21 protein-coding genes and 1 pseudogene are annotated in these 20,578 nt (G+C 69.9%); 12 read left to right on the forward strand and 10 right to left on the reverse strand.

Annotated features, from left to right (window positions below):
• The first annotated feature begins 1 nt into the window (after position 1).
• The 4 genes from ACZ562_RS16685 to ACZ562_RS16700 all read left to right on the forward strand — a co-directional run bounded on the left by ACZ562_RS16685 (position 2) and on the right by ACZ562_RS16700 (position 2,783).
• On the forward strand, positions 2-850 hold the full coding sequence (locus tag ACZ562_RS16685) for a putative RNA methyltransferase (RefSeq protein WP_471179073.1): 849 nt from the start codon (positions 2-4) through the stop codon (positions 848-850).
• A gap of 169 nt (positions 851-1,019) precedes the next feature.
• Positions 1,020-1,562 (forward strand): helix-turn-helix domain-containing protein, encoded by a 543-nt coding sequence (locus ACZ562_RS16690; RefSeq protein ID WP_471179075.1) that lies wholly within the window; start codon positions 1,020-1,022, stop codon positions 1,560-1,562.
• A 77-nt stretch (positions 1,563-1,639) separates the two neighbouring features.
• Positions 1,640-2,287: a hypothetical protein gene (locus ACZ562_RS16695; RefSeq protein ID WP_471179077.1), complete on the forward strand. Its 648-nt coding sequence runs from the start codon at positions 1,640-1,642 to the stop codon at positions 2,285-2,287.
• 160 nt (positions 2,288-2,447) lie between these two features.
• Complete coding sequence (locus ACZ562_RS16700; protein WP_471179619.1) at positions 2,448-2,783, forward strand: DUF2516 family protein; 336 nt, start codon at positions 2,448-2,450, stop codon at positions 2,781-2,783.
• A gap of 66 nt (positions 2,784-2,849) precedes the next feature.
• On the opposite strand, the gene ACZ562_RS16705 is transcribed toward ACZ562_RS16700, so the two are convergent.
• The 3 genes from ACZ562_RS16705 to ACZ562_RS16715 form a co-directional block, all read right to left on the reverse strand.
• Entirely contained in the window at positions 2,850-4,184 is a 1,335-nt protein-coding gene (locus ACZ562_RS16705; protein WP_471179080.1) for a PP2C family protein-serine/threonine phosphatase, read from the reverse strand.
• Between the two features lie 276 nt (positions 4,185-4,460).
• Entirely contained in the window at positions 4,461-5,546 is a 1,086-nt protein-coding gene (locus ACZ562_RS16710) for a C40 family peptidase (protein WP_471179083.1), read from the reverse strand.
• A 193-nt stretch (positions 5,547-5,739) separates the two neighbouring features.
• The gene (locus ACZ562_RS16715) at positions 5,740-6,558 is read right to left on the reverse strand and encodes a class I SAM-dependent methyltransferase (RefSeq protein ID WP_471179085.1); all 819 of its coding nucleotides are present in this window, start codon (positions 6,556-6,558) and stop codon (positions 5,740-5,742) included.
• A gap of 237 nt (positions 6,559-6,795) precedes the next feature.
• Between ACZ562_RS16715 and mshA the strand changes: the two genes are divergently transcribed.
• Both mshA and ACZ562_RS16725 read left to right on the forward strand, forming a co-directional pair.
• Complete coding sequence (gene mshA / locus ACZ562_RS16720) at positions 6,796-8,133, forward strand: D-inositol-3-phosphate glycosyltransferase (protein WP_471179088.1); 1,338 nt, start codon at positions 6,796-6,798, stop codon at positions 8,131-8,133.
• Positions 8,126-8,626: a type III secretion system chaperone family protein gene (locus ACZ562_RS16725; RefSeq protein WP_471179091.1), complete on the forward strand. Its 501-nt coding sequence runs from the start codon at positions 8,126-8,128 to the stop codon at positions 8,624-8,626. Before mshA ends, ACZ562_RS16725 begins: the two co-directional genes overlap by 8 nt.
• Before the next feature lie 360 nt (positions 8,627-8,986).
• Here ACZ562_RS16725 and ACZ562_RS16730 read toward each other — a convergent pair.
• A pseudogene (locus ACZ562_RS16730) lies at positions 8,987-9,769 on the reverse strand (AraC family transcriptional regulator); the annotation flags it as partial.
• A gap of 49 nt (positions 9,770-9,818) precedes the next feature.
• On the opposite strand from ACZ562_RS16730, the gene ACZ562_RS16735 reads away from it, so the two are divergent.
• Positions 9,819-10,244 (forward strand): DUF2000 family protein, encoded by a 426-nt coding sequence (locus ACZ562_RS16735; protein WP_471179094.1) that lies wholly within the window; start codon positions 9,819-9,821, stop codon positions 10,242-10,244.
• 378 nt (positions 10,245-10,622) lie between these two features.
• Positions 10,623-11,384, forward strand: a complete 762-nt coding sequence (locus ACZ562_RS16740; protein WP_471179097.1) for a phosphoglyceromutase — start codon at positions 10,623-10,625, stop codon at positions 11,382-11,384.
• An 86-nt stretch (positions 11,385-11,470) separates the two neighbouring features.
• Here ACZ562_RS16740 and ACZ562_RS16745 read toward each other — a convergent pair whose 3' ends face one another.
• The 3 genes from ACZ562_RS16745 to ACZ562_RS16755 form a co-directional block, all read right to left on the reverse strand.
• Complete coding sequence (locus ACZ562_RS16745) at positions 11,471-11,638, reverse strand: hypothetical protein (RefSeq protein ID WP_471179100.1); 168 nt, start codon at positions 11,636-11,638, stop codon at positions 11,471-11,473.
• A 611-nt stretch (positions 11,639-12,249) separates the two neighbouring features.
• A complete protein-coding gene (locus tag ACZ562_RS16750) occupies positions 12,250-13,278 on the reverse strand; it encodes an endonuclease/exonuclease/phosphatase family protein (protein ID WP_471179622.1) in 1,029 nt (342 codons plus the stop codon).
• A gap of 511 nt (positions 13,279-13,789) precedes the next feature.
• Entirely contained in the window at positions 13,790-14,092 is a 303-nt protein-coding gene (locus ACZ562_RS16755) for a hypothetical protein (RefSeq protein ID WP_471179103.1), read from the reverse strand.
• Between the two features lie 472 nt (positions 14,093-14,564).
• On the opposite strand from ACZ562_RS16755, the gene ACZ562_RS16760 reads away from it, so the two are divergent.
• The gene (locus tag ACZ562_RS16760) at positions 14,565-15,050 is read left to right on the forward strand and encodes a DUF4265 domain-containing protein (RefSeq protein ID WP_471179109.1); all 486 of its coding nucleotides are present in this window, start codon (positions 14,565-14,567) and stop codon (positions 15,048-15,050) included.
• Between the two features lie 248 nt (positions 15,051-15,298).
• Here ACZ562_RS16760 and ACZ562_RS16765 read toward each other — a convergent pair whose 3' ends face one another.
• Positions 15,299-16,732 carry an MFS transporter gene (locus tag ACZ562_RS16765; RefSeq protein WP_471179111.1) on the reverse strand — a complete coding sequence of 478 codons (1,434 nt, stop codon included), beginning with the start codon at positions 16,730-16,732 and terminating at the stop codon, positions 15,299-15,301.
• A gap of 41 nt (positions 16,733-16,773) precedes the next feature.
• Here ACZ562_RS16765 and ACZ562_RS16770 point away from each other — a divergent pair, with 41 nt between their 5' ends.
• Both ACZ562_RS16770 and ACZ562_RS16775 read left to right on the forward strand, forming a co-directional pair.
• Positions 16,774-16,962: a hypothetical protein gene (locus ACZ562_RS16770; protein WP_471179114.1), complete on the forward strand. Its 189-nt coding sequence runs from the start codon at positions 16,774-16,776 to the stop codon at positions 16,960-16,962.
• 155 nt (positions 16,963-17,117) lie between these two features.
• Positions 17,118-17,444 (forward strand): GYD domain-containing protein, encoded by a 327-nt coding sequence (locus tag ACZ562_RS16775; protein ID WP_471179116.1) that lies wholly within the window; start codon positions 17,118-17,120, stop codon positions 17,442-17,444.
• 164 nt (positions 17,445-17,608) lie between these two features.
• Here the strand turns inward: ACZ562_RS16775 and ACZ562_RS16780 are convergent, their stop codons facing one another.
• Positions 17,609-17,860, reverse strand: a complete 252-nt coding sequence (locus tag ACZ562_RS16780; protein WP_471179119.1) for an SCO4226 family nickel-binding protein — start codon at positions 17,858-17,860, stop codon at positions 17,609-17,611.
• A 517-nt stretch (positions 17,861-18,377) separates the two neighbouring features.
• Complete coding sequence (gene phoU / locus ACZ562_RS16785) at positions 18,378-19,067, reverse strand: phosphate signaling complex protein PhoU (RefSeq protein ID WP_471179121.1); 690 nt, start codon at positions 19,065-19,067, stop codon at positions 18,378-18,380.
• Positions 19,068-19,301: 234 nt separating this feature from the next.
• Here phoU and phoR point away from each other — a divergent pair, with 234 nt between their 5' ends.
• Positions 19,302-20,576 carry a two-component system sensor histidine kinase PhoR gene (phoR, locus tag ACZ562_RS16790; protein ID WP_471179124.1) on the forward strand — a complete coding sequence of 425 codons (1,275 nt, stop codon included), beginning with the start codon at positions 19,302-19,304 and terminating at the stop codon, positions 20,574-20,576.
• The last annotated feature ends 2 nt before the right edge of the window (positions 20,577-20,578 follow it).

The raw sequence follows: 20,578 nt of genomic DNA on the forward strand, positions 1-20,578 counted from the left end.
CGTGCCTGCGTTGCTTCCCCCTGCCCTCGAACCGTTCCTCGACTCGCTGCGCTGCCCGGTGTGCCGCGCCCGTCTTCGACCCGGCCGTGGCTCACTGCGCTGCCCGTCGGGCCACACCTTCGACATCGCCCGTCAGGGCTACGTCAGCCTCCTGACGGGCATCCGCGCCACCAGCGGTGACGACGCAGCCATGGTTCAGGCCCGAAACCAGTTCTTGTCCACCGGCAGGTACGCCCCTATTCGCCAGACCCTGACCCGTATGACAGCCGACGTCCTGCCTGGTCGAGGCACGGTCGTGGACATCGGATGCGGCACCGGCTACTACCTGGCCGGCGTACTCGATCAACTGCCCGGCATCCGCGGCCTGGGGCTGGACGCGTCAGTACGCGCCCTGCGCTCGGCGGCCCGAGCCCATCCGCGAGCTGCTGCGGCAAGCTGGGACGTTTTCCGCCCGTTCCCCTTGGTTGACCAGGCGGTCGACGTGATGCTGGACGTGTTCGCCCCGCGCAACCCGGCCGAGTTCCACCGAGTGCTCCGTCCGACCGGCCGGTTGATCGTGGTGCGCCCCGTCGAGCGGCACCTGGCCGAGCTACGGGGCCAGGTCCCCGCGATGGTCACGATCGACCCGGACAAGGAACAGCGCCTGCAACAGGCATTGGGCCCCTACTTCCAGGCCGCCGGTACCCAGCACGTCGAATACACCGCACCCCTGACCAGGCGAGAAGCCATCGACCTGGTGGGGATGACACCGAGCGCACGTCACCTGACCCACGCGGACCTGAGCGGTCACGGCCCCCTACCCGACCAGGTCACCGTCTCCGTGCTGGCCACCTCGTACGAGCCTCGGTGATCACGAGCGGGCGGACACGCCTGCTGACCGATGAACGGGGTAGCTTGCTGCGCGGGTTGTCCGGGACTCGCTCACATCTCGCCCAGGCACTGGGCCGGACGAGTGGTGTAGCGCACTTTTGCAAGCAGGTTGCTTGCAAAAGTTAGCGATGGTGCGGCAAGGTGGAGGCATGGCATCGCTCAACGTCGGCAATCTCGGTGATTATCTGCGCGAACAGCGGCGCAACGCGCAGCTGTCGCTCAGGCAGCTCGCCGACGCCGCCGGGGTGTCCAATCCGTATCTGAGCCAGATCGAGCGCGGGCTGCGCAAGCCGAGCGCGGAGGTGCTGCAGCAGGTCGCCAAGGCCCTGCGGATCTCCGCCGAGACGCTGTACGTGCGGGCCGGCATCCTCGACGCCGAGCGGGACCTGGACGAGGTCGAGACGCGGGCCGTCATCCTCGCCGATCCCACGCTGAACGAGCGGCAGAAGCAGGTGCTGCTCCAGATCTACGAGTCCTTCCGCAAGGAGAACGGATTCGAGGTCCCCGGCGAGACCACGGCGGTCGAGGACAGCGACGGTGCGGCGGGTGCCCAGGACAGCGACAGCGCCGTGAGTGAAACCGCCGTACGCGGCACCCGTAAGGGCGGCGCCAAGCCCGCCCGGCGCCGCACCCGCACGGTCGGCGGCACCACCGGCACCACCGACACGGATCCGCAGCAGACGGCCAGTTGAACCGGACCACGGGACCGGCCGCCTGACTGCGGACCTCACAGACCCTCATCCGAAAGAGATCCGGGAGGACCATCACCATGGCCATCACCGACGACCTGCGCAAGACCTTCAGCGACCCGACTCCGCTCTACTTCGCCGCCGGCACCGCCGACCTGGCCCTGCAGCAGGCCAAGAAGGTGCCCGGTCTGGTGGAGCAGCTGCGCGCCGAGGCCCCGGCCCGTATCGAGGCGGTGCGTAACACCGACCCGAAGGCCGTGCAGGAGAAGGCCGCTGCGCGCGCCAAGGAGGCGAGCGCCAGGGCCAAGGAGACGCAGGAGGCGATCCAGGCCAAGGTCGGCGAGTTCATCAGCACCCTCGACGGCGACCTGAAGAAGCTCGGCAGCACGATCGACGCGGACCTGAAGAAGCTGGGCGAGTCCGCCCAGGACCTCGCGCTGCGCGGTGTCGGCGTCGCCGCCGAGTACGCCGTGAAGGCCCGCGAGACCTACGAGAAGGTCGCCGAGCACGGCGAGCAGGCCGTGAAGACCTGGCGCGGCGAGGCAGCCGAGGAGATCGAGGAGCTGGCCGTGGCCGTCGAGCCGAAGGCCGAGCCGGGCGAGATCAAGGTGGCGAAGCCCGTCGCGGCCGAGGCCAAGACGGAGCCCGCTCCGGCCAGGAAGGCCGCTCCGAAGAAGGCCCCGGCGCGCAAGCCCACCGCCAAGAAGACCACGCCGCCGGCGAAGTAGGCGCCGCGGTACAGGCGACACGCACCGCGATCACGTCGCCGTACGCGTTCGGGCCGGGCACTCCTGGAGTGCCCGGCCCGTTGTGCGGGTAGCGGGACTGCGGGAACGGGTACGGTGACCGCGTAAGGACAAGCCGAGTCTGGTGGTGGACGTTGTGCTGATGCAGGGGTTCGAAGGGTTCATGTCGCTGCTGAGCATCGCCCTGATCCTGTTCAGCGGCTTCGCACTGCTCGACGCCGCCACGCGCCGTGAGGACGGCTACCGCGCGGCCGACAAGCAGACCAAGCCGTTCTGGCTGATCATCCTCGGGATCGCGTTCGTGGTGAACCTGATCTTCCCGATCCTGTCGTTCCTGCCGATCATCGGCCTGATCGCGACCATCGTGTACATGGTCGACGTGCGCCCGGCCCTGCGCGGACTTCCGGGCGGTGGCCGCAGCCGTCGCGGCGGCTCCAGCAGCGACGGACCGTACGGGCCGTACAACGGCGGGCGGTGACTCCGGCCGTACCGCCGTACAAAGGGGGGTAAAAGCCCCACCGCACGTAACCCCTCGTACGGCTGCTTACGGCGCCCGGTCCAGCAGCAGCACCGCCACGTCGTCCGTCAGCTCGCCGCCGTTGAGGTCGCGGACCTCGTTGACCGCCGCCCGCAGCAGCTCCTCGCCGCGCAGACCCGCCTCGATCTGACGGCGGACCAGCTCCACCATGCCGTCCTGGCCGAGTCGCTCCCGGCCCTCGCCCACGCGGCCCTCGATCAGGCCGTCGGTGTAGAGCATCAGGCTCCACTCGCGCCCCAGCTCCACCTGCATCCGCGGCCAGCGTGCGCCAGGCAGCAGGCCGAGTGCGGGGCCGTTGTTGTCGTACGGCAGCAGTTGGGCCGGCCGGCCCGGGCGGGCGATCAGCGGGGACGGGTGTCCGGCGAGGCACAGGCCCGCGCGGCGGCCGTCCGGGGCGATGTCCACCGTGCACAGCGTCGCGAAGATCTCGTCGTCCGCGCGCTCGTGTTCAAGGACCTGCTGCAGGGTGCCGAGGAGCTCGTCGCCGCACAGTCCCGCCAGGGTCAGTGCCCGCCAGGCGATCCGCAGCTCCACGCCGAGCGCCGCCTCGTCAGGCCCGTGGCCGCAGACGTCGCCGATCATGGCGTGCACCGTGCCGTCCGGGGTGCGGACGGTGTCGTAGAAGTCGCCGCCGAGCAGGGCGCGCTGCCGGCCGGGGCGGTAGCGGGCGGCGAAGCGCAGCGAGGAGCCCTCGAGTAGGGGGGTGGGCAGCAGGCCGCGCTCCAGGCGGCGGTTCTCCTGCGCGCGCATCCGGCCCTCGGCGAGCCGCCGCTCGGCCGTGTCGGAACGTTTCCTCTCCACGGCGTACAAGATCGCCCGGCTCAGCAGGCGGCTGTCCAGTTCATCCCGGAAAAGGTAGTCCTGGGCGCCCACCCGCACAGCCTCCGCGCCGCGCTCGGCATCGCCGGACGCGGTGAGGGCGAGGACGGCGTGCCGGGGTGCGAGCTCCAGTACGTGCTTGAGTACGGCGAGCTCGCCGTCGTCGCCGGTCCGGCCGGCGGCGGGCAGCGCGAGGTCCAGCAGGATGCAGTGGACGTCGTCGGTGAGCAGCCGCTCGGCCTCGGTGAGGTTGCGGGCCGTGCGGACGCGGATCGGCGTGCCGGACGAGTCGCGCAGTTCGGGCATGATCGTCGAGCCGCCCGGATCGTCCTCGATCAGCAGCAGATTCAGGTTGGCATGAGTGGTGCCGGGCGTGTTTCCGGCTTTCTTCCCGGCCTTCTTTCCGGCCGTGTCTTCAGTGCGCGGGGCCTCTTCCCTGGAGGAGCCGCTCGGTGTCGCGGCCGGCGCCTGACCACTCTCCACGGCCGGGATCGCTCTCTGCCGCGGTACGGGTACGGGCATCGTGTTGGGTTCCTTCCCTCCCCCCGAGGGCACGGGCGGGGCGAGGGAGCTCGACCCACCGACGGGGACCATAGCGGTTGTCGGCGCCGCAGCGGAATGGTGTACGGCACGTCGGTTGGCGGCTGGCCCCCGTCATATGCCGCGATCCGTATCGCAGTTGGACACGTCGGGGGCGGTGCGGGGATGACGAACGTCACGTCCCCGGCAGGTTCGGCGTGGGTCAGGTCACGTGGTACGGGTCACGGCGTCCCAAATGTCCCTGTGTTCCCAGGGCGTTCACGCGTCGGGCCGCACCACCCCGAGGATCGGCATGGAGCCCGCCCCCGCGATGGTCACCGTCCTGCCGGGACGCGGGGCGTGCACGATCGCGCCGTCGCCCACGTACATCGCGACATGGCTGGCGTCGTCGAAGTAGATGACCAGGTCACCGGGCCGCATGTCCTTGATGTCCACGCGTCTCAGCTGCTTCCACTGCTCCTGCGAGGTGCGCGGAATGGGGTGGCCGGCCGTCACCCAGGCCTGTGAGGTCAGGCCGGAGCAGTCGTACGACTTCGGCCCTTCTGCACCCCATTCATACGGTTTGCCGATCTGGGCGGTCGCGAACTCGATCGCCTTCTTGCCCTGCTCGGACGCCTTGCCGTCGATCTCGTCGAGGATGCCGGAGTCGAGCCAGGTGGTCTGCGCCTGGCGGGCGGTCGCCTCCTCCAGCTCGGCGAGGCGCTCCTTCTCCTCCTTCTCCAGCCGGGACTCGAGCTTCTCGGCCGCCGCGATCTGCTGCTCGACCTTCTTGCGGGCCGCCGCCTTGGCCTTGCGGCCCGCCTCCAGCTTCTTCCACTGGGTCGAGGCGTCCTTGGCGTACTGCTCCAAGTCCTGCTGGGTGCGGGTCATTTCCCCGATGAGACCCTTGGCTGCACGGTGGCCCTGGAGCACCCGGCCGGTGCCGTCGAGGAACTCCTGCGGATCGTCGCTCAGCATCAGCTGGGCCTCGTCGGGCAGCCCGCCGCTGCGGTACTGGGCGCGGGCCGCGGCGCCCGCGCGGTCCTTCAGCTCGTCCAGTCTCGCCTGGCCTTTGACGATCTTCTTGGCCAGCTCGACGATCTGGGCGGACTGCTTCTTGGTCTTCTCCTCGGCGGCGTTGTACGCGTCCGTGGCGACGGCCGCCTCGTGGTAGAGCGCGTCGAGCTTCTTGCGGACGGCTTCAAGGTCTTTGTCGGGCGGGGGAGTCGGGGACGCGGACGCGGTGGGGGTCGGTGCGGGGGTCCGTGTCTGGCTCGCGAACGCCGTGCCTGGTGCCGCCAGCACGGTGAACGCGCAGACCACGGTCACGGCCGTCGTGATCAGGCCGCGCTTCCCCGTTTCCATGCCCCTGCCCCCATACCTGATTTACCGTCAGTAACTTATGGCCACTCGGGGGATCGTGCCACGTCGTCGCGGAAAGCGACAGAGGCCGCGCCGAGGCAGTCCTTCCCTCCTTCCCCTCCCCGGCATGGCGATCTCCCCGCCTTTGTGACGAAGGACTCACGGAGATCGTTCCCCGCAGGTCAGGGCGAGGGAGTCAGCCGCGGGGCGCCAATGCCTCCCAGCGCACCGTCACTTCGCCCTGGCGCCACCGTCCCGCCCCGTCCGTCAGCGGCCAGTCGGCGGCCAGCTCCCGCACCGCCCGGATCCAGCGCTGGCGTGCGCCGTACGAGGCGTAGGGCGCGGCGGCCGCCCAGGCGCGGTCGAAGTCGCGCAGGAAGGCGTGCACGGGTTCGCCGGGCACATTGCGGTGGATGAGCGCCTTCGGTAGCCGCTCGGCCAGGTCCGACGGGCGGTCCAGGGAGCCGAGCCGGGCCGCGAACGTGACCGTGCGCGGACCCTCCGGGCCGAGCGCGACCCACACGTGCCGGCGCCCGATCTCGTCGCAGGTCCCCTCGACCAGCAGGCCGCCCCGCGATCCGGTGGCCGGGTCGGCCGCCGCGAGCCGCCCGCACAGCCTCCGCCAGACGGCGGCGACCTCGGTCTCGTCGTACTGGCGCAGCACGTTCGCCGCGCGGATGAGCAACGGCGGCCGGGAGAGAGGGATCTCGAAGCCGCCGTGCCGGAAGTGGAGCCCGTCGCGCTCGTACGGTTTCGCCGCCGCCACCCGTGCCGGTTCGATCTCGACGCCGACCACGCGCGCGTGTGGGGCGACGCCACGCAGGCGGGCGAGCAGTTCGACGGCGGTCCAGGGTGCGGCGCCGTAGCCGAGGTCGACGGCGACGGGGTCGGCGGCGCGGCGCAGTTCGGCGCCGTACGCGGCCGCGATCCAGCGGTCCATACGGCGCAGCCGGTTGGGGTTGGTCGTCCCGCGCGTCACCGTTCCCACGGGGCGGGTCGCTGCGCGGGCTGTCATGCGTACGAGGGTATGCGGGCGTCCCGAGTCGCCCGCACGCCATGCGCCCGCACGGCGGTCCCGGCTGTCATGAACCGCACGTCACGCATCGAGTCGTCGAACGGTTGAGCGAGTGCCGGTAATGATTCGGCAAAGACCGGCAGGCCGGAAATGGAGCAGCCCCCGCCGGCGTTGCAAGGCCTTGGAGGGTCCCCGACGCCCTCCGGCAGGCATGCCCGCAGCAAGGAGGAACGCCACGTGAGCCAGTACGTCAGCAGGCTCGGGCGTCGCTCTTCGGCCACGCCCTCGCGACTGCGACTTCACCGTCGCCCCCGCCGCGTCGCCATGCTCTCCGTGCACACCTCACCGCTCCACCAGCCGGGCACCGGCGACGCCGGCGGCATGAACGTCTACATCGTGGAACTCGCGCAGCGCCTCGCGGCGATCAACATCGAGGTCGAGATCTTCACCCGCGCGACCACCGGCAGCCTCCCGCCCGCCGTCGAGCTCGCGCCGGGCGTCCTGGTCCGCCACGTCGACGCGGGCCCCTACGAGGGCCTTGCCAAGGAGGACCTCCCGGCCCAGCTGTGCGCCTTCACCCACGGCGTGATGCAGGCCTGGGCCGGCCACCGCCCCGGCTACTACGACCTCGTGCACTCCCACTACTGGCTCTCCGGTCACGTCGGCTGGCTCGCCGCCCAGCGCTGGGGCGTCCCCCTCGTCCACGCCATGCACACCATGGCGAAGGTCAAGAACGCCAACCTCGCCGACGGCGACACCCCCGAGCCCGCCGCCCGTGTCATCGGCGAGACGCAGATCGTCGCCGCCGCCGACCGCCTCATCGCCAACACCGCCGAAGAGGCCGACGAACTCGTACGGCACTACGCGGCCGACCCCGGCAAGCTCGCCGTCGTCCACCCGGGCGTCAACCTCGACCGCTTCCGCCCCGGCGACGGCCGCGCCGCCGCCCGCGCCCGCCTCGGCCTCCCGCAGGACGCCCTCATCCCGCTCTTCGCGGGCCGCATCCAGCCCCTCAAGGCCCCTGACGTGCTACTTCGCGCGGTGGCCGTCCTCCTCGACGAACGCCCGGACCTGCGCGCGAAGCTCGTCGTCCCCGTGGTCGGCGGCCTCAGCGGCAGCGGCCTCGCCAAGCCAGAGGGCCTGCAGAAGCTCGCCGCGCGCCTCGGCATCGCCGACGTCGTACGGTTCCACCGGCCTGTCGGCCAGGACCGGCTCGCGGACTGGTTCCGGGCGGCCTCCGTGCTCGTCATGCCCTCCTACAGCGAGTCCTTCGGCCTGGTCGCCATAGAGGCACAGGCGGCCGGCACACCGGTGCTGGCGGCGTCGGTCGGCGGACTCCCGGTGGCCGTGCGCGACGGAAAGACGGGCTTCCTCGTCCAGGGCCACAACCCGGCCCACTACGCGCGCGTGCTGCGCGACTTCGCCGACGACCCCGCCCTCGCGCCCCGGCTGGGTGAAGCCGCCGCCCGGCACGCCCAGTCCTTCGGCTGGGACACCGCGGCCGCCGCCACGGCCGACGTCTACACGGCCGCGACCCAGTCCCACCGGCGTCGCGTACGCTCCCACCATGGCTGATGCAGAGAAGGCGGCGCAGGTCATCGAGAGTGTCCTGAAGGACGCCGAGCTGGAGTGGGAGAGCCCCGCACCCGGCAACTACGTCGTGAAACTCCCCGGCACCGCAAAGCTGTCGACCACGGTCTCGCTCCTCGTCGGCCGCCACTCCCTGTCGCTGAACGCCTTCGTGATCCGCCACCCCGACGAGAACGAGTCCGGCGTCCACCGCTGGCTCCTGGAACGCAACCTCAAGCTGTACGGCGTCGGTTACGCCGTCGACCGGCTCGGCGACGTCTACGTCACCGGCAAGCTGTCCCTGGCCGCCGTCACCGCGGACGAGATCGACCGCCTGCTCGGCCAGGTGCTGGAGGCGGCCGACGGCAGCTTCAACACCCTCCTGGAGCTGGGCTTCGCGTCCGCGATCCGCAAGGAGTACGCGTGGCGCGTCTCGCGCGGCGAGCCGACACGGAACCTGGACGCGTTCGCGCACCTGACGCAGCGGCCCGCCGACTGACGGCGCGGGCATCAGCCCCTACGACCTGTCGAGCGCGTCGGCGAAGGCGCGCAGGGCGTCGGCCGGCTCCCTCTTCGTGGGCAACTGGTCGGCCTTCTCATCGAGTTCCGTGATACGCCGGTTGAGCTCGCCCGGGTCGGCTGGCGGAGCGGAGGGGGCCGGGGCCGGGCGAGGCCCGTCCGTGACGGGTGGCTCGGACGGCGGCTGGGCCGGACTCGGGTCGGCGCCAGAGGTGCTGCCACCGTCGGTCGTGCCGCAGGTGCCGCCGCCGTCGTCCGCAGGGGTGGTGGACGCCGAGATCGGCAGGCGACGCCAACCTTGCCCGTCTCCCGGACGGAGGTCTTCCGTCGATCTCGCGGAGGCGTACCGTCCCGGCGTCACTCCCACCAACTTCCGGAAGTGCCGGGTGAGATGGGACTGGTCGAAGAAGCCGGTCACCGACGCCACCTCGCCCGGCGGGCGGCCGTCGAGCAGCAGGCGGCGGGCGCGGTCGACGCGGCGGGACATCAGGTACTGGTGCGGGGCGATGCCGTAAGCGGTACTGAACGCCCGTACGAGATGGGCGGGATGGGCATGCACGAGACCGGCGGCCTCCTCGAGGCCGATCCCGTCGACGACGCGCTCGTCGAGAAGCTCGCGCAGCCGGCGGGCGAGGGCCGGATCGCGGCGCGGTGCGGGCGACGCGCCCGCCGGCCGCAGCTGCCCGCGCAGCCGCTCGGCGATAAGCGTCAGCCGGCTCTCCGCCTCCAGCTCGTCGCCGGGGCGGGCCAGCGCGGTGTGCAACTGCCCGACGCGCAGCCGCAGTACGGGATCCCGCAGATCCGGCCCGTCGACGGCGGGTCCGATGAGGTCGTCCCCGAGCCGGCTTCCGTCGAGATACAGGACGCGCTTGCGGAAGCCGTGCGGGGTGGCGGGGGACCCGTTGTGCGGGACGTGGGGCGGCAGCAGGGACACCGTGTCGTGGGGGGTGCCGTGCTCGTGCCGGTCCAGGTCGTACCGTACGGCGCCGTCGTCCACGATGAGCAGCGTCCACGCGTCGTGTACGTGCATCGGGTAGGCGTACTCGGTGAAGTGGGCGTGGAAGACCTCCACGACACCCGGGACACGAGGGCGCCAAGCGGTCACCTCGCGCAGGGCGGACATGCAAAGAACGTACAAGACGGTGTCGTACGGCGGTCGGCAGTCTCGGCGTATGAACGCTGAACCGACCCGCTTCGACACCAAGATCGCCGTCCTGCTGCGGGAGAACCTGGAGCCCTGGCAGCGGCTGAACGTCACGGCGTTCCTCGTCAGCGGCCTCGGCACGCAGGTCCCCGAGGTGATCGGGGAGCCGTACGAGGACGCCGACGGGGTGCCGTACCTGCCGATGTTCCGTCAGCCGGTCCTGGTCTTCGAGGGCACCAAGGAGACACTGGCGTCGGCGCACACCCGCGCGCTGTCCAGGGCCCTGCCGCGGGCGCTCTTCACGGGCGACCTGTTCACCACCGGCAACGACCGCGACAACCGGGCCGCCGTACGGGCCGCGGCGACGCCGGACCTGGACCTGGTGGGGCTGGCGGTGTACGGGCCCCGCAACGCCGTGGACAAGGTGGTGAAGGGGGCGCGGATGCATCCGTGAGGCCGACCACCGGCCGCACCCCGGCGACTCACGCGGCGCTGACCTCGGGCTTCGTGGGGGCCGGGGCCTCCACGGCGGCCGCCTGCTCCGCCGGGAGCCGCCGCATCAGAGCGCTGCACCCCATCGCCGCCCCGTCCCGACCACCGCGCACTGAGTCCGGAGACGGTCTCGCGGGCGGCACGTCTCAGGGCGGCGACGGGTATGGCGGATCCCCCACAGATGTAAGTGGCTCACGCGGTGAGCACAACTTACGATGGGGCGTCTGCCCGGGCCACTCGGCGGGCCACTCGATTGACAGGTCCCGTCAACCGTCCGTGCGGCTGTCCGCCTTTCGGGCGGACGCTTCCCCTCTCAAAGCCTTCGATTACGCTCATACGCATGGCCGACGCACCGTACAAGCTGATCCTCCTCCGCCACGGCGAGAGCGAATGGAACGCGAAGAACCTGTTCACCGGTTGGGTGGACGTCAACCTCAACGAGAAGGGCGAGAAGGAGGCAGTCCGCGGCGGTGAGCTGCTGAAGGACGCCGGCCTGCTGCCCGACGTGGTCCACACCTCTCTCCAGAAGCGCGCGATCCGCACCGCCCAGCTCGCCCTGGAGTCCGCGGACCGCCACTGGATCCCGGTCCACCGCAGCTGGCGCCTGAACGAGCGGCACTACGGCGCCCTCCAGGGCAAGGACAAGGCCCAGACCCTCGCCGAGTTCGGCGAGGAGCAGTTCATGCTGTGGCGCCGCTCGTACGACACCCCGCCCCCGCCGCTGAACGACGACTCGGAGTTCTCCCAGGCGAACGACGCGCGCTACGCGACGATCCCGCCGGAGCTGCGCCCGCGCACGGAGTGCCTGAAGGACGTCGTCAACCGCATGCTCCCGTACTGGTACGACGGCATCGTCCCGGACCTGCTCGCCGGCCGTACGGTCCTGGTCGCGGCCCACGGCAACAGCCTCCGCGCCCTCGTCAAGCACCTCGACGGCATCTCCGACGCCGACATCGCGGGCCTGAACATCCCGACGGGCATCCCGCTCTCCTACGAACTCGACGCCGACTTCAAGCCCCTCACCCCGGGCGGCACGTACCTCGACCCCGAGGCGGCCGCGGCGGCGATCGAGGCGGTCAAGAACCAGGGCAAGAAGAAGTAACACGACGCCTGTAAGCCCCCGACCTGCGGTTTCTTGGCAGGCCGGGGGCTTTTTGGTGGGGCTGGGCCGTCTCTGGGCTGTCGCGCTTAGATGCGGCGCAGCCTTACGCGGACCGATACCAGGAAGGCCAGCGGGACGACCGCGATGGTCTCGGCACCGACCTGCATGGCAAGGGCCGCGCCGCAGACGCCGATGAGGACGAGTGGCAGCTCGCGGGGGATGAGGTCGATACGCAGACCGTGTCGTGGGACCATAGCCTTCTCCGTAGGACGCATGAGTTCTCCTGTAGCAGTGGTGAATAACGTGTGCCGACGGGTGAGGGGCCGCTCATGACTGTGAGCGGCCCCTCTTGTTCTCTCAGCGGCACAATGGACTTTAGCGGCCTTGCGGGTGGCGCTACAAACCCGCAGCTAAGGCCGTCTGAATGCACCCTTCGCTTCTAGTTTTCTAACGCCTGAGGTCGATGCCGGTGTGTTGATCATGGGCGGGTGGTCGACCACCTACGGAAAACCGCAGAAGCGGAAAACCGTCAAACCGTTGAAGCGGACTTCAGTGGGAGTCTGGCCGTCTGTACATCGCTACCTGCCCGGCCGAGCGGGCGGCCGGGCAGGCGCTCAGCAGCCAGATCGCGAAGCGGTTTGGTCGGAGATTCATGTTCGGCGTCGTCTTTCACGGATGGTGATTTCACTTTTGGTCGTCCGCGGAGATTCATGTTCGGCGTCGTCTTTCACGGATGGTGATTTCATTTTTGGTCGTCCGCGGTTTGGTGGGAGATTCATGTTCGGCGTCGTCTTTCACGGATGGTGATTTCACACGGCACTGCGGTATCGACGTGACGCGTGTACCTCGCAAGACCTGGCCCCGGTCAGATGGCCCGGCCCTTCGCTGGCAGCAGCGCCAGTACCGCAACGACGGCCCGATGGTCCGTACCCGGCAGGGTGCGCTCGCCGACGGAGATCCCCACCAAGCCGGAGCCGTGCAGGACGTGGTCCAGTTGGATCATAGGTGGGACGAGGGGATGGCCGACGGGCCATGTGCGGGCCCATCCGTGGCCGAGTTCGGCGTGGGTGTCCGTGAGGCCGGCCGCCAGCAGCCTTCGCATCGGGGTGTGGTCGAGGGAAGCGTTGAAGTCGCCCAAAAATACGGCGTCCGGGCCGCTGCGCCGGGCCATGGAGGTAAGGGCAGTCATGTCTCGCGTCCAGCGCTTCGCGTCTCCGAGTGGGTAGAAGGTGTGAACCGCCACGAGCTGTACCCTGCGCCCGCCGACTGCGACCTCGGCGGTGGTCTGGGGCCAGGCGGTATCGACCTGCGTCGTGCCGGCGTGAGACAGCGGGTGCCGTGAGTAGATCGAGGAGTCGTATTCGGGGTGGAGTTCTTGGTACGGCATCAGCGCACCCAGGCCCGCCTTGTCGAGCGCGTCCACACCGTCCGACGGCATTTGCTCGACAGCCAGCACATCGATCCGCTCGGTGCGGACCAGTTCCACCAATGCACGGGGATCGGCGCCGCCGACATTGGTGTTGATGGTGGCGACACGCAGCTCAACTGAGTCCGACGGCACATGTCGGCTCGCAGGTACGAACCGTGGTATCAGCAGCGCCACGTGGGCGACCACCAGAGCCGCGACGACGGCCAAAGCCCATCGCGACCGTAGGGCAGAAACGGCGACCATCACGCCCAGCACCAGCACACCGAGAACGGCCGAATAGGGAAAGAGGACCATGGGCATCGCGAGCGGCGTTCCCGCGTCGAGTCCCGTCAGCCGAACAACGAGCAGCGCGGCGGGTGCGGCAAGCACGATGCCACAACCCAGCAGCCCCCAAGCTCGCCCGCGCCGGCCGCGTGTCCGCCGCCGGTCCGCGGTACGCGGGGCGTCAGTAATAGTGCCCGTCATTCGTCCCCACCCTGGAATCGTGCCCGGCGAGATGATCGTGATCACCGGTTCCCGGTACGGGGACGTCGGCACGGGCGCGCACGGTTCCGGGTGCCGACGGCTGCCAGGCACTATCGCCAGATCATCCCGATGCCGCCCTGGCAAGTACCCCGGTGCTGTCAAAACTCGTGAACACCACCCGACCGTGGCTCGGGGCGCCTCCCAAACCCGTGAACAGCTGACGTCACGACTCGTGAATAGAGCCAATCAAAGTACTGCGCCTGTTCCGCGATTGGGCCACGTCAGTGAGCCAGGAGCCCTAGCCGCCAGGCAGGCGCGAACGGGCTGGACCGTCTCAGTTTCCGTCTCGTTCAGCCCCGTTCACGACCGTTCAAAGGGGACCACTGCCGAGGCCATCTCCGTGATCAGCCGTCCATGAACGCAGGTGAACGCCCCTGCACACAACCCGCCACCCCACCAACACAGTTGGAAAGCGTGTGGGTAAGCGAGAGCAGCGTGATTAGCGGAGCCGCTACCCCTGGACGGGAAGGTCCGGGCGGGTGGCCAGAAAGATCATGTAGGCGATCGCCGCTGTTCCTCCCAGGAGGGACAGCACACCACCCACTACAGCTCGCGACCTGCTCGCTCGGCCATGCGCTGACGCCTGGTACTCGAGGTAGGCCCGCACAAGGCCGACGAGGGCCATGGGCAGCGTGATGAAGCAGACGAGTATCCAGAAGGGGCAGCAAAACCAGCACGCCACGGACGCCCCGCCGAACCAGACCGCGAGCTCCTTTGTCTCTTGTGTCTCGCCCGGCGCCCCAACGGAAGTCATGGGCCGATTCAAGCAGAACCCTTGTGGGAGCTCCGCAGCAGGAGAAGCCACCTCGGAGACAGAGGTCAGCACGCCAACACGGCCAGGGCGCCACAGCAGACGCGCACCACAAGCGCACCAGATCGAGCGGGGAACCACGGGGAAAGCAGCCGAGCCCGACGAGGCCACGCCGTAGCCGTTCGCCCAGGTCAACCACCGAACCCGTCCCGAAAGACCGCAGCTTCCCAAGCTGAGGGCTCAGGCAGCGTCGTTGCGGGTCGGCCGTCGTGGCTTGCTCTGGTCGACGGCACCGGCAGCGTGGCGGAGGCCGGTGGGGGTGCAGCGAGGCATACGCGCGTGTGATCGGTCGGCGCCCTCTCCGTCGTGGCCGACTGTCGTCGGCTGAGGCACAGACGAACTCGTGTTCACCTTGAGCAGACGTCATCGTCACCCGCCCGCGGCCGGCGCGACAGGGCTGTGCATCCTGGGCACCATGACGAACCCCGAGGGCCAGTACGTGAAGGTGCACTTCCGACTCGAGATCAAGGACGACTGGCCCCCAGCATCGGTGGAGAGTCTGTGGGCGGTCGACCAAGGCGACGGCACCGCACGGCTCGACAACATCCCCTGGTTCGTCCGAGGCATCGCCTGCGGGGACATCGTGGCCACCGAGCCCGATGACGAAGGCGTGCGATGGGCTGGCGAGGTAGTTCGTCGTTCGGAGAACAGCACCATCCGCCTGATCGTGTTGCGCGACGGCGGCTCGGAAGCCGCACGGCAGAGCGTGCTCAACGCCTTTCACGAACTCGGTGTATGCGGCGAGGGCATAGAACGGTTCCGCATGGTTGCCCTGGACGTCCCACCCACCGCCGATCTCACCAAGGTGCAGAGGCTGCTCAACCACGGTGTGGCAAAGGAGTGGTGGAACATGGAAGAGGGGTGCATCACCGCGCAATGGCGGGCCGCCTCCGTCGGCTGACGCCGTCCACGCGACCCATGGCTGGGCCGTCCGACGTCGCTCAACAGTGGCCAATGACGACCAACGACGACCACCAGGCGCGCGAGCCCACAGCCCCTGACCAGCAAAAACACAGCTCATCAAGATCCCCGGCAAGACGCCCAGGGCAAGAAGAGGTAAGACGCATTGATCAAGCCCCCTGCCGGCGGATTCTCCGCCGGCAGGGGGCTTGTTGACGTGCTGGGGCCGTCGATGAGCCGTCAGCGAGGTCAGTCACTCCGTGTGGTCGTCGGGGACTCGGTGGGGGAAGCGGGTCCGTCCGTGGTGCCCGGTGTCCGGGGGAGGAGCGCCGCCGCGGCCAGGCCGGCGAGGCCGATGGCGGCCAGGGTGATCATCGCGGCGGCGTAGGCGCCTTTGGTGAGGCCGGAGACGAGGATGGTTCCGGCGATCGCCGTGCCGAAGGACGAGCCGAGGTTCGACATGCTGCGGGACAGGCCGGAGATTTCGCCCTGCCGCTCCTCCGGGAAGCTCGACTGCACCACGTTGACCGACGGGGTCAGCATCACGCCCAGGCCCAGGCCTATCAGCAGGAGGCCGGGGGCGAAGGCCCAGGGGTTGGTGAATCCGCCGGCCAGGGCGACCAGCACGCCCACGCCGACGATGGTCACGACGAAGCCGGTCATGATGAGGGTCCGCTGAGGGCGCCGTTTGACGAGGCGTTCGGCGCCCAGCGACGCGACGAGAAGCCCCAGGGTGGCCGCGGTGAAGATGACTCCGGTCTCGATGGCGTCGTAGTGCCGGACGACCTGGAGGTACGCGGCGACGGTGAACGACGAGCCCATGAGCAGCAGCCATTGGACGTTCTGCGTGACGAGTCCGAGGTTGGACGTGCGGTTGCGGAACAGGCTGAGCGAGAGGAGCGGTTCCCTGCCGGACTGCTCCTTGGCGCGGACGGAACGGAAGAACCACAGGAGCACGAGGGCGCCGAGGACGAGCAGGCCGATCGTCAGCCAGAGATTGTTGTCCGCCGCGAGGATGCCCATGACGACCAGGACCAGGCCGACCGCGGAGAGGATCGCCCCGCCGGTGTCGAAGGAGCGGGTGGGATCGGGGGGCAGGGGGTCGTCGAGGTGACGGCTGAGGGCGACGATCACCACGATGACCAGGGCCTGGAAGACGAAGGCCGCGCGCCAGCTGATTCCGGTGGTGATGAGTCCGCCGATCAGCGGCCCCGCGGCGGCACCGATGCCGCCCAGCGCCATGATGACCCCGAAGGCCCGCGCGCGGGAGGCCACGCCCGTGAAGATGAGTGTGGTCAGGATGTAGACGGGTGGGATGAGCAGGGCCGTGCCGATGCCTTCGAGGACGGAGTTGCCGAGGATCAGCACGCCGAGTCCCGGAGAGGCCGCGCTCAGCAGGGCGCCGACCGCGTAGACGACGAGGCCGGTCAGGAAGCAGCGTTTGCGGCCGTAGCGGTCGGTCAGCTTGCCGCCGGGGATCATCAGGGCCGCCATCACCAGCAGGAAGACCGTGATCGCCACCTGCACGCCCTGGACCGTGGTGTCCAGATCCTCGCTGATGTCGTTGATCATCACGTTCATGTTGGAGCCGGCGAAGCTGCAGATGAACTGGGCGAGGGCGAGGGCGGCGAGGACGCGTCCCTGGCCTGCCTGCCGCGCCTTCGGTGTCACTTTCTCAGTCACCCGGGTCGCCTCCGTCCCCGGCCGTGGGACGGCCGGGTTCGGTGAGGCCGTGCGTCGCCGAGGGCGGCGGTCTGAAGATCGCCGACCATGCCGTGGTCCGCGAGGCGCGGGTACCGGTCCACGAGATCTCCTGTGACGAGCCGATGCGCATCGGTGGCCGGCGCGTCACCGACTTGCACACGTCAGGCTTTCGGCAGCCGCCCGGCACCGGCATCACCCACGGAGGGTGAACGGGATGCCGCAGCCGTCGCCGGACGGGTCGCGCACCCGCCGGGGGTCGGCCGTGACCGGTCGTCGTCCGCGGCCGTACGGGGGATACGCGGCCCGCCTCCGGCGCGTTTCTCCTCCCGCGGGGCATCCCTTGTCGGAAGGAAAGGGAGACACGATGCCGCTCTACCTGTCGAGGTTCAGCTACACGCCGGAGACTTGGGCAAGACTGACCACCCGGCCCGAGGACCGCGCCCAGGCCGCTCGGGCGTACATCGAGTCCGTGGGCGGGAAGCTCCATGGCTTCTGGTACGCGTTCGGTACGCACGACGGCTACAACCTGTGGGAGGCCCCCGACAACGTGTCCATGGCCGCGGTCGCGCTGGCGATCAGTGGAGGCGGCGCGCTCAGTTCGTTTGAGACGACCGTCCTGCTGACCGTCGAGGAAACCATGGACGCGCTGGGCAGAGCCGAGCGAGTCAAGTACCGCGCTCCTGGCGCGTAGCGGTCCGGATCGGGCCGCCAGGCCGCGGCGGCGTGGTGCCGCGCGGCAGGTGCGGCACCGGTGCGCGGAGAAGCGTGGAGGCCGTCGGCGGCATCGCCTGCCCCCGCGAACGTGAACGCATGCCCCCCGCGCCGAGCCCCCGCGGGCCGCGGGCTCGTACCGGGTCACTGGACCGACAGCGGCACCTTGTGGATCTCGTCGGCCTTGTGACCGGCGCGTTCGTGGACCCGCTGGACCGCCTCGGCCGACGGGCCCTCGGAGAGGCAGTAGACGACTCCGGCCTCCGGGTCCGCCCAGGCCCGCTCGAAGTGCACGCCCTCGTCCTTCTCCACGGCGAGGTCGGCCTGGTGGGCCTTCTTGAGCTCGTCCTGCGTGATGCCCTTCATCCCGTGGTGTACGTCCATGAACCGTGCCATGGCCTGGCACCTCCTTCTGATGCGCACCTCTGCTCCCTGCACCCTCCTCTCCATGCTGCGCTCGGCCGGGTTCGTCCACAACACGATCGGCGCCGGCGGCCGCCCCGAGCATCGACAAGAGCCCCGGCGTCCGCGCCGGGGCCCTTCACCGTCGTACGACGTTCACCGCCGTGCGACGGGAGCGATCTCGTTCCTCGGCCGCACTGGCACGGACTCGTTCCTCAGCCGCACTGGCACGGATTGCCCGACTGGCACCCGCAGCCGCACCCCGAGCCGCAGCCGCACGCGCCGAAGAGGGGGAGGCTTCTGATCTCGGCGGGCTGTTCGGTCGGGCGTTCCTGTGTGGGGTCGGGGGCGGGGGTGCTGGGGGATTCGGCCATGGGTCCCTCCTCGAGGCTGGTGCCTGTGCCCATTGCATGCCCGTTCCACTGGGCGCATCAACGGCGCACGGAGGCTTCCCGCACGCCCCGAACAGGCCCCCAGCACCTGCCACCCGCCGCGCGGGCACCCGGAGGGGTCAGGCCCCCTCCACTCCCGTGACCGGCTGGATGTCCTGCTGGAGTTCGTCCGCGTGCTCGCCGGTCACCAGGTACACGACCCGCTTGGCGACCGAGACCGCGTGGTCCGCGAAGCGCTCGTAGTAGCGGCCGAGCAGCGTCACGTCGACGGCCGTCTCGATGCCGTGCTTCCACTTGTCGTCCAGCAGGTGCTGGAAGAGCGTGCGGTGCAGGAGGTCCATCTCGTCGTCGTCCTGCTCCAGCTGGAGGGCCAGGTCGACGTCCTTCGTGATGATCACCTCGGCGGCCTTCGCCATCAGGCGCTGCGCGAGCTGGCCCATCTCCAGGATGGTCGCGTGCAGGTCGTGCGGGATGGCCCGCTCCGGGAAGCGCAGCCGGGCCAGCTTCGCCACGTGCTGGGCCAGGTCGCCCGAGCGCTCCAGGTCGGCCGACATGCGCAGGGAGGTGACGACGATCCGGAGGTCCGTCGCCACGGGCTGCTGGCGGGCCAGCAGTGCTATGGCCCGGGCCTCCAGGTCGTGCTGGAGGTCGTCGACCTTCTGGTCTGCCTCGATCACGCTTTCGGCCAGCTTCAGGTCGGAGTCGAGGATCGCCGTCGTGGCGCGCCCGATCGCCGACCCGACCAGCCGGGCCATCTCCACCAGACCGTCGCCGATCGAATCCAGTTCCTCGTGGTACGCGTCCCGCATCAGGGTTCCCTCTCGTACGTGTTCTTCGGGGATTCCGGGGCCCGGGGCCCCGGCTGTGTCTGTCTTCGAACCGGCGGTGCGAACCCCACGCTCCCACGTTCCGCCCCGTACGCGTCGGTTTCCGTCACCCCAAATGAACCGTCACTGGCTCCTGGGTGAACTCTGGGCGACGAGTGTTCGAGCTCGCACTCGGATGGCTGTGGCCGGGACCGATCGCGTGCCTAACCTGGACGCATGGACGTGAACGCGGCGGTCGCCGCAGCGGCAGCGATCGCCGGGGTACTCACCGGCGTCATCGCCATGCTGGCGTTCCGCTGGAGCGAACGCGACCTGAAGCGACCGACCAGGACCTCCCTGCACACCGACCCGGTCCTGCCTCCCGGTGTGGACACTGTCCTGTCCGTACTGCGCTCCTCGGCCGTCGTCCTCGACGAGGCGGACGCCGTGGTCAAGGCCAGCTCGGCGGCGTACGCCCTCGGGCTCGTCCGCGGCGGCACGCTCTCCGTCGAGCCGATGCTCCAGATGGCCCGGGACACCAGGCGTGACGGGGAGATACGGCAGGTGGAGCTGGACCTCCCGAGGCGGGGGACCGGGCGGGGGGAAGCCCTCGCCGTGTCCGCCAGAGTCGCCCCGCTGGGTTCCCGGCTCGTCCTTCTCCTCGTCGAGGACCTCACCGAGGCCCGGCGCATCGAGGCGGTGCGCCGGGACTTCGTCGCCAACGTCAGCCACGAGCTCAAGACCCCCGTCGGTGCGCTCTCCCTCCTGTCCGAGGCGGTCATGGACGCCTCCGACGATCCGGAGGCCGTGGAGCGCTTCGCCGGCCGCATGCAGATCGAGGCGACCCGCCTCACCAACCTGGTCCAGGAGCTCATCGACCTCTCGCGGGTGCAGAACGACGACCCGCTGGAGGACGCCGAACCGGTCCGCGTGGACGAGCTCGTCGCCGAGGCCATCGACCGCTGCCGGCACCAGGCCGGCGCCAAGCAGATCACGATGGCCTCAGGCGGCACCGCCGACCTGCACGTCTGGGGCAACAGGGGGCAGCTCGCCGCCGCCCTCGGCAACCTCGTCGAGAACGCCGTCAACTACTCGCCGGCCCGCACCCGCGTCGGCATCGCAGCCCGCAAGGTGACAGCGCCGGGCGGCGACTCGATCGAGGTCGCCGTGACCGACCAGGGCATCGGCATCTCGGACAAGGACAAGGAGCGCATCTTCGAGCGCTTCTACCGCGTGGACCCGGCCCGCTCCCGTGCCACGGGTGGTACGGGCCTGGGGCTCGCGATCGTCAAGCACGTGGCCGCCTCGCACGGCGGGGAGGTCACGGTGTGGAGCTCGGAGGGACAGGGCTCCACCTTCACGCTGCGGCTGCCGGAGGCGGGCGCGGCCCGTGACCGCGCGCAGCAGCACCCCGCCCACGAAGGACTCGACGACGAGTCCGGGCGGTCCAACTCCTCATCCCCTCACACTCCCCCGTACGAACCGCTTCCCTCCCCGGAGGTCCTTCCGTGACC

The sequence above is a fragment of the Streptomyces sp. NPDC040410 genome, from assembly GCF_055595715.1.

Bases quoted from the DNA above. Each gene is read 5' to 3' on its own strand.
- ACZ562_RS16690 (WP_471179075.1), top strand. From the start codon at position 1,020: ATGGCATCGCTCAACGTCGGCAATCTCGGTGATTATCTGCGCGAACAG.
- ACZ562_RS16695 (WP_471179077.1), top strand. From the start codon at position 1,640: ATGGCCATCACCGACGACCTGCGCAAGACCTTCAGCGACCCGACTCCG.
- ACZ562_RS16700 (WP_471179619.1), top strand. From the start codon at position 2,448: ATGCAGGGGTTCGAAGGGTTCATGTCGCTGCTGAGCATCGCCCTGATC.
- ACZ562_RS16705 (WP_471179080.1), bottom strand. From the start codon at position 4,184: ATGCCCGTACCCGTACCGCGGCAGAGAGCGATCCCGGCCGTGGAGAGT.
- ACZ562_RS16710 (WP_471179083.1), bottom strand. From the start codon at position 5,546: ATGGAAACGGGGAAGCGCGGCCTGATCACGACGGCCGTGACCGTGGTC.
- ACZ562_RS16715 (WP_471179085.1), bottom strand. From the start codon at position 6,558: ATGACAGCCCGCGCAGCGACCCGCCCCGTGGGAACGGTGACGCGCGGG.
- ACZ562_RS16725 (WP_471179091.1), top strand. From the start codon at position 8,126: ATGGCTGATGCAGAGAAGGCGGCGCAGGTCATCGAGAGTGTCCTGAAG.
- ACZ562_RS16735 (WP_471179094.1), top strand. From the start codon at position 9,819: ATGAACGCTGAACCGACCCGCTTCGACACCAAGATCGCCGTCCTGCTG.
- ACZ562_RS16740 (WP_471179097.1), top strand. From the start codon at position 10,623: ATGGCCGACGCACCGTACAAGCTGATCCTCCTCCGCCACGGCGAGAGC.
- ACZ562_RS16745 (WP_471179100.1), bottom strand. From the start codon at position 11,638: ATGGTCCCACGACACGGTCTGCGTATCGACCTCATCCCCCGCGAGCTG.
- ACZ562_RS16750 (WP_471179622.1), bottom strand. From the start codon at position 13,278: ATGACGGGCACTATTACTGACGCCCCGCGTACCGCGGACCGGCGGCGG.
- ACZ562_RS16755 (WP_471179103.1), bottom strand. From the start codon at position 14,092: ATGACTTCCGTTGGGGCGCCGGGCGAGACACAAGAGACAAAGGAGCTC.
- ACZ562_RS16760 (WP_471179109.1), top strand. From the start codon at position 14,565: ATGACGAACCCCGAGGGCCAGTACGTGAAGGTGCACTTCCGACTCGAG.
- ACZ562_RS16775 (WP_471179116.1), top strand. From the start codon at position 17,118: ATGCCGCTCTACCTGTCGAGGTTCAGCTACACGCCGGAGACTTGGGCA.
- ACZ562_RS16780 (WP_471179119.1), bottom strand. From the start codon at position 17,860: ATGGCACGGTTCATGGACGTACACCACGGGATGAAGGGCATCACGCAG.
- phoU (WP_471179121.1), bottom strand. From the start codon at position 19,067: ATGCGGGACGCGTACCACGAGGAACTGGATTCGATCGGCGACGGTCTG.
- phoR (WP_471179124.1), top strand. From the start codon at position 19,302: ATGGACGTGAACGCGGCGGTCGCCGCAGCGGCAGCGATCGCCGGGGTA.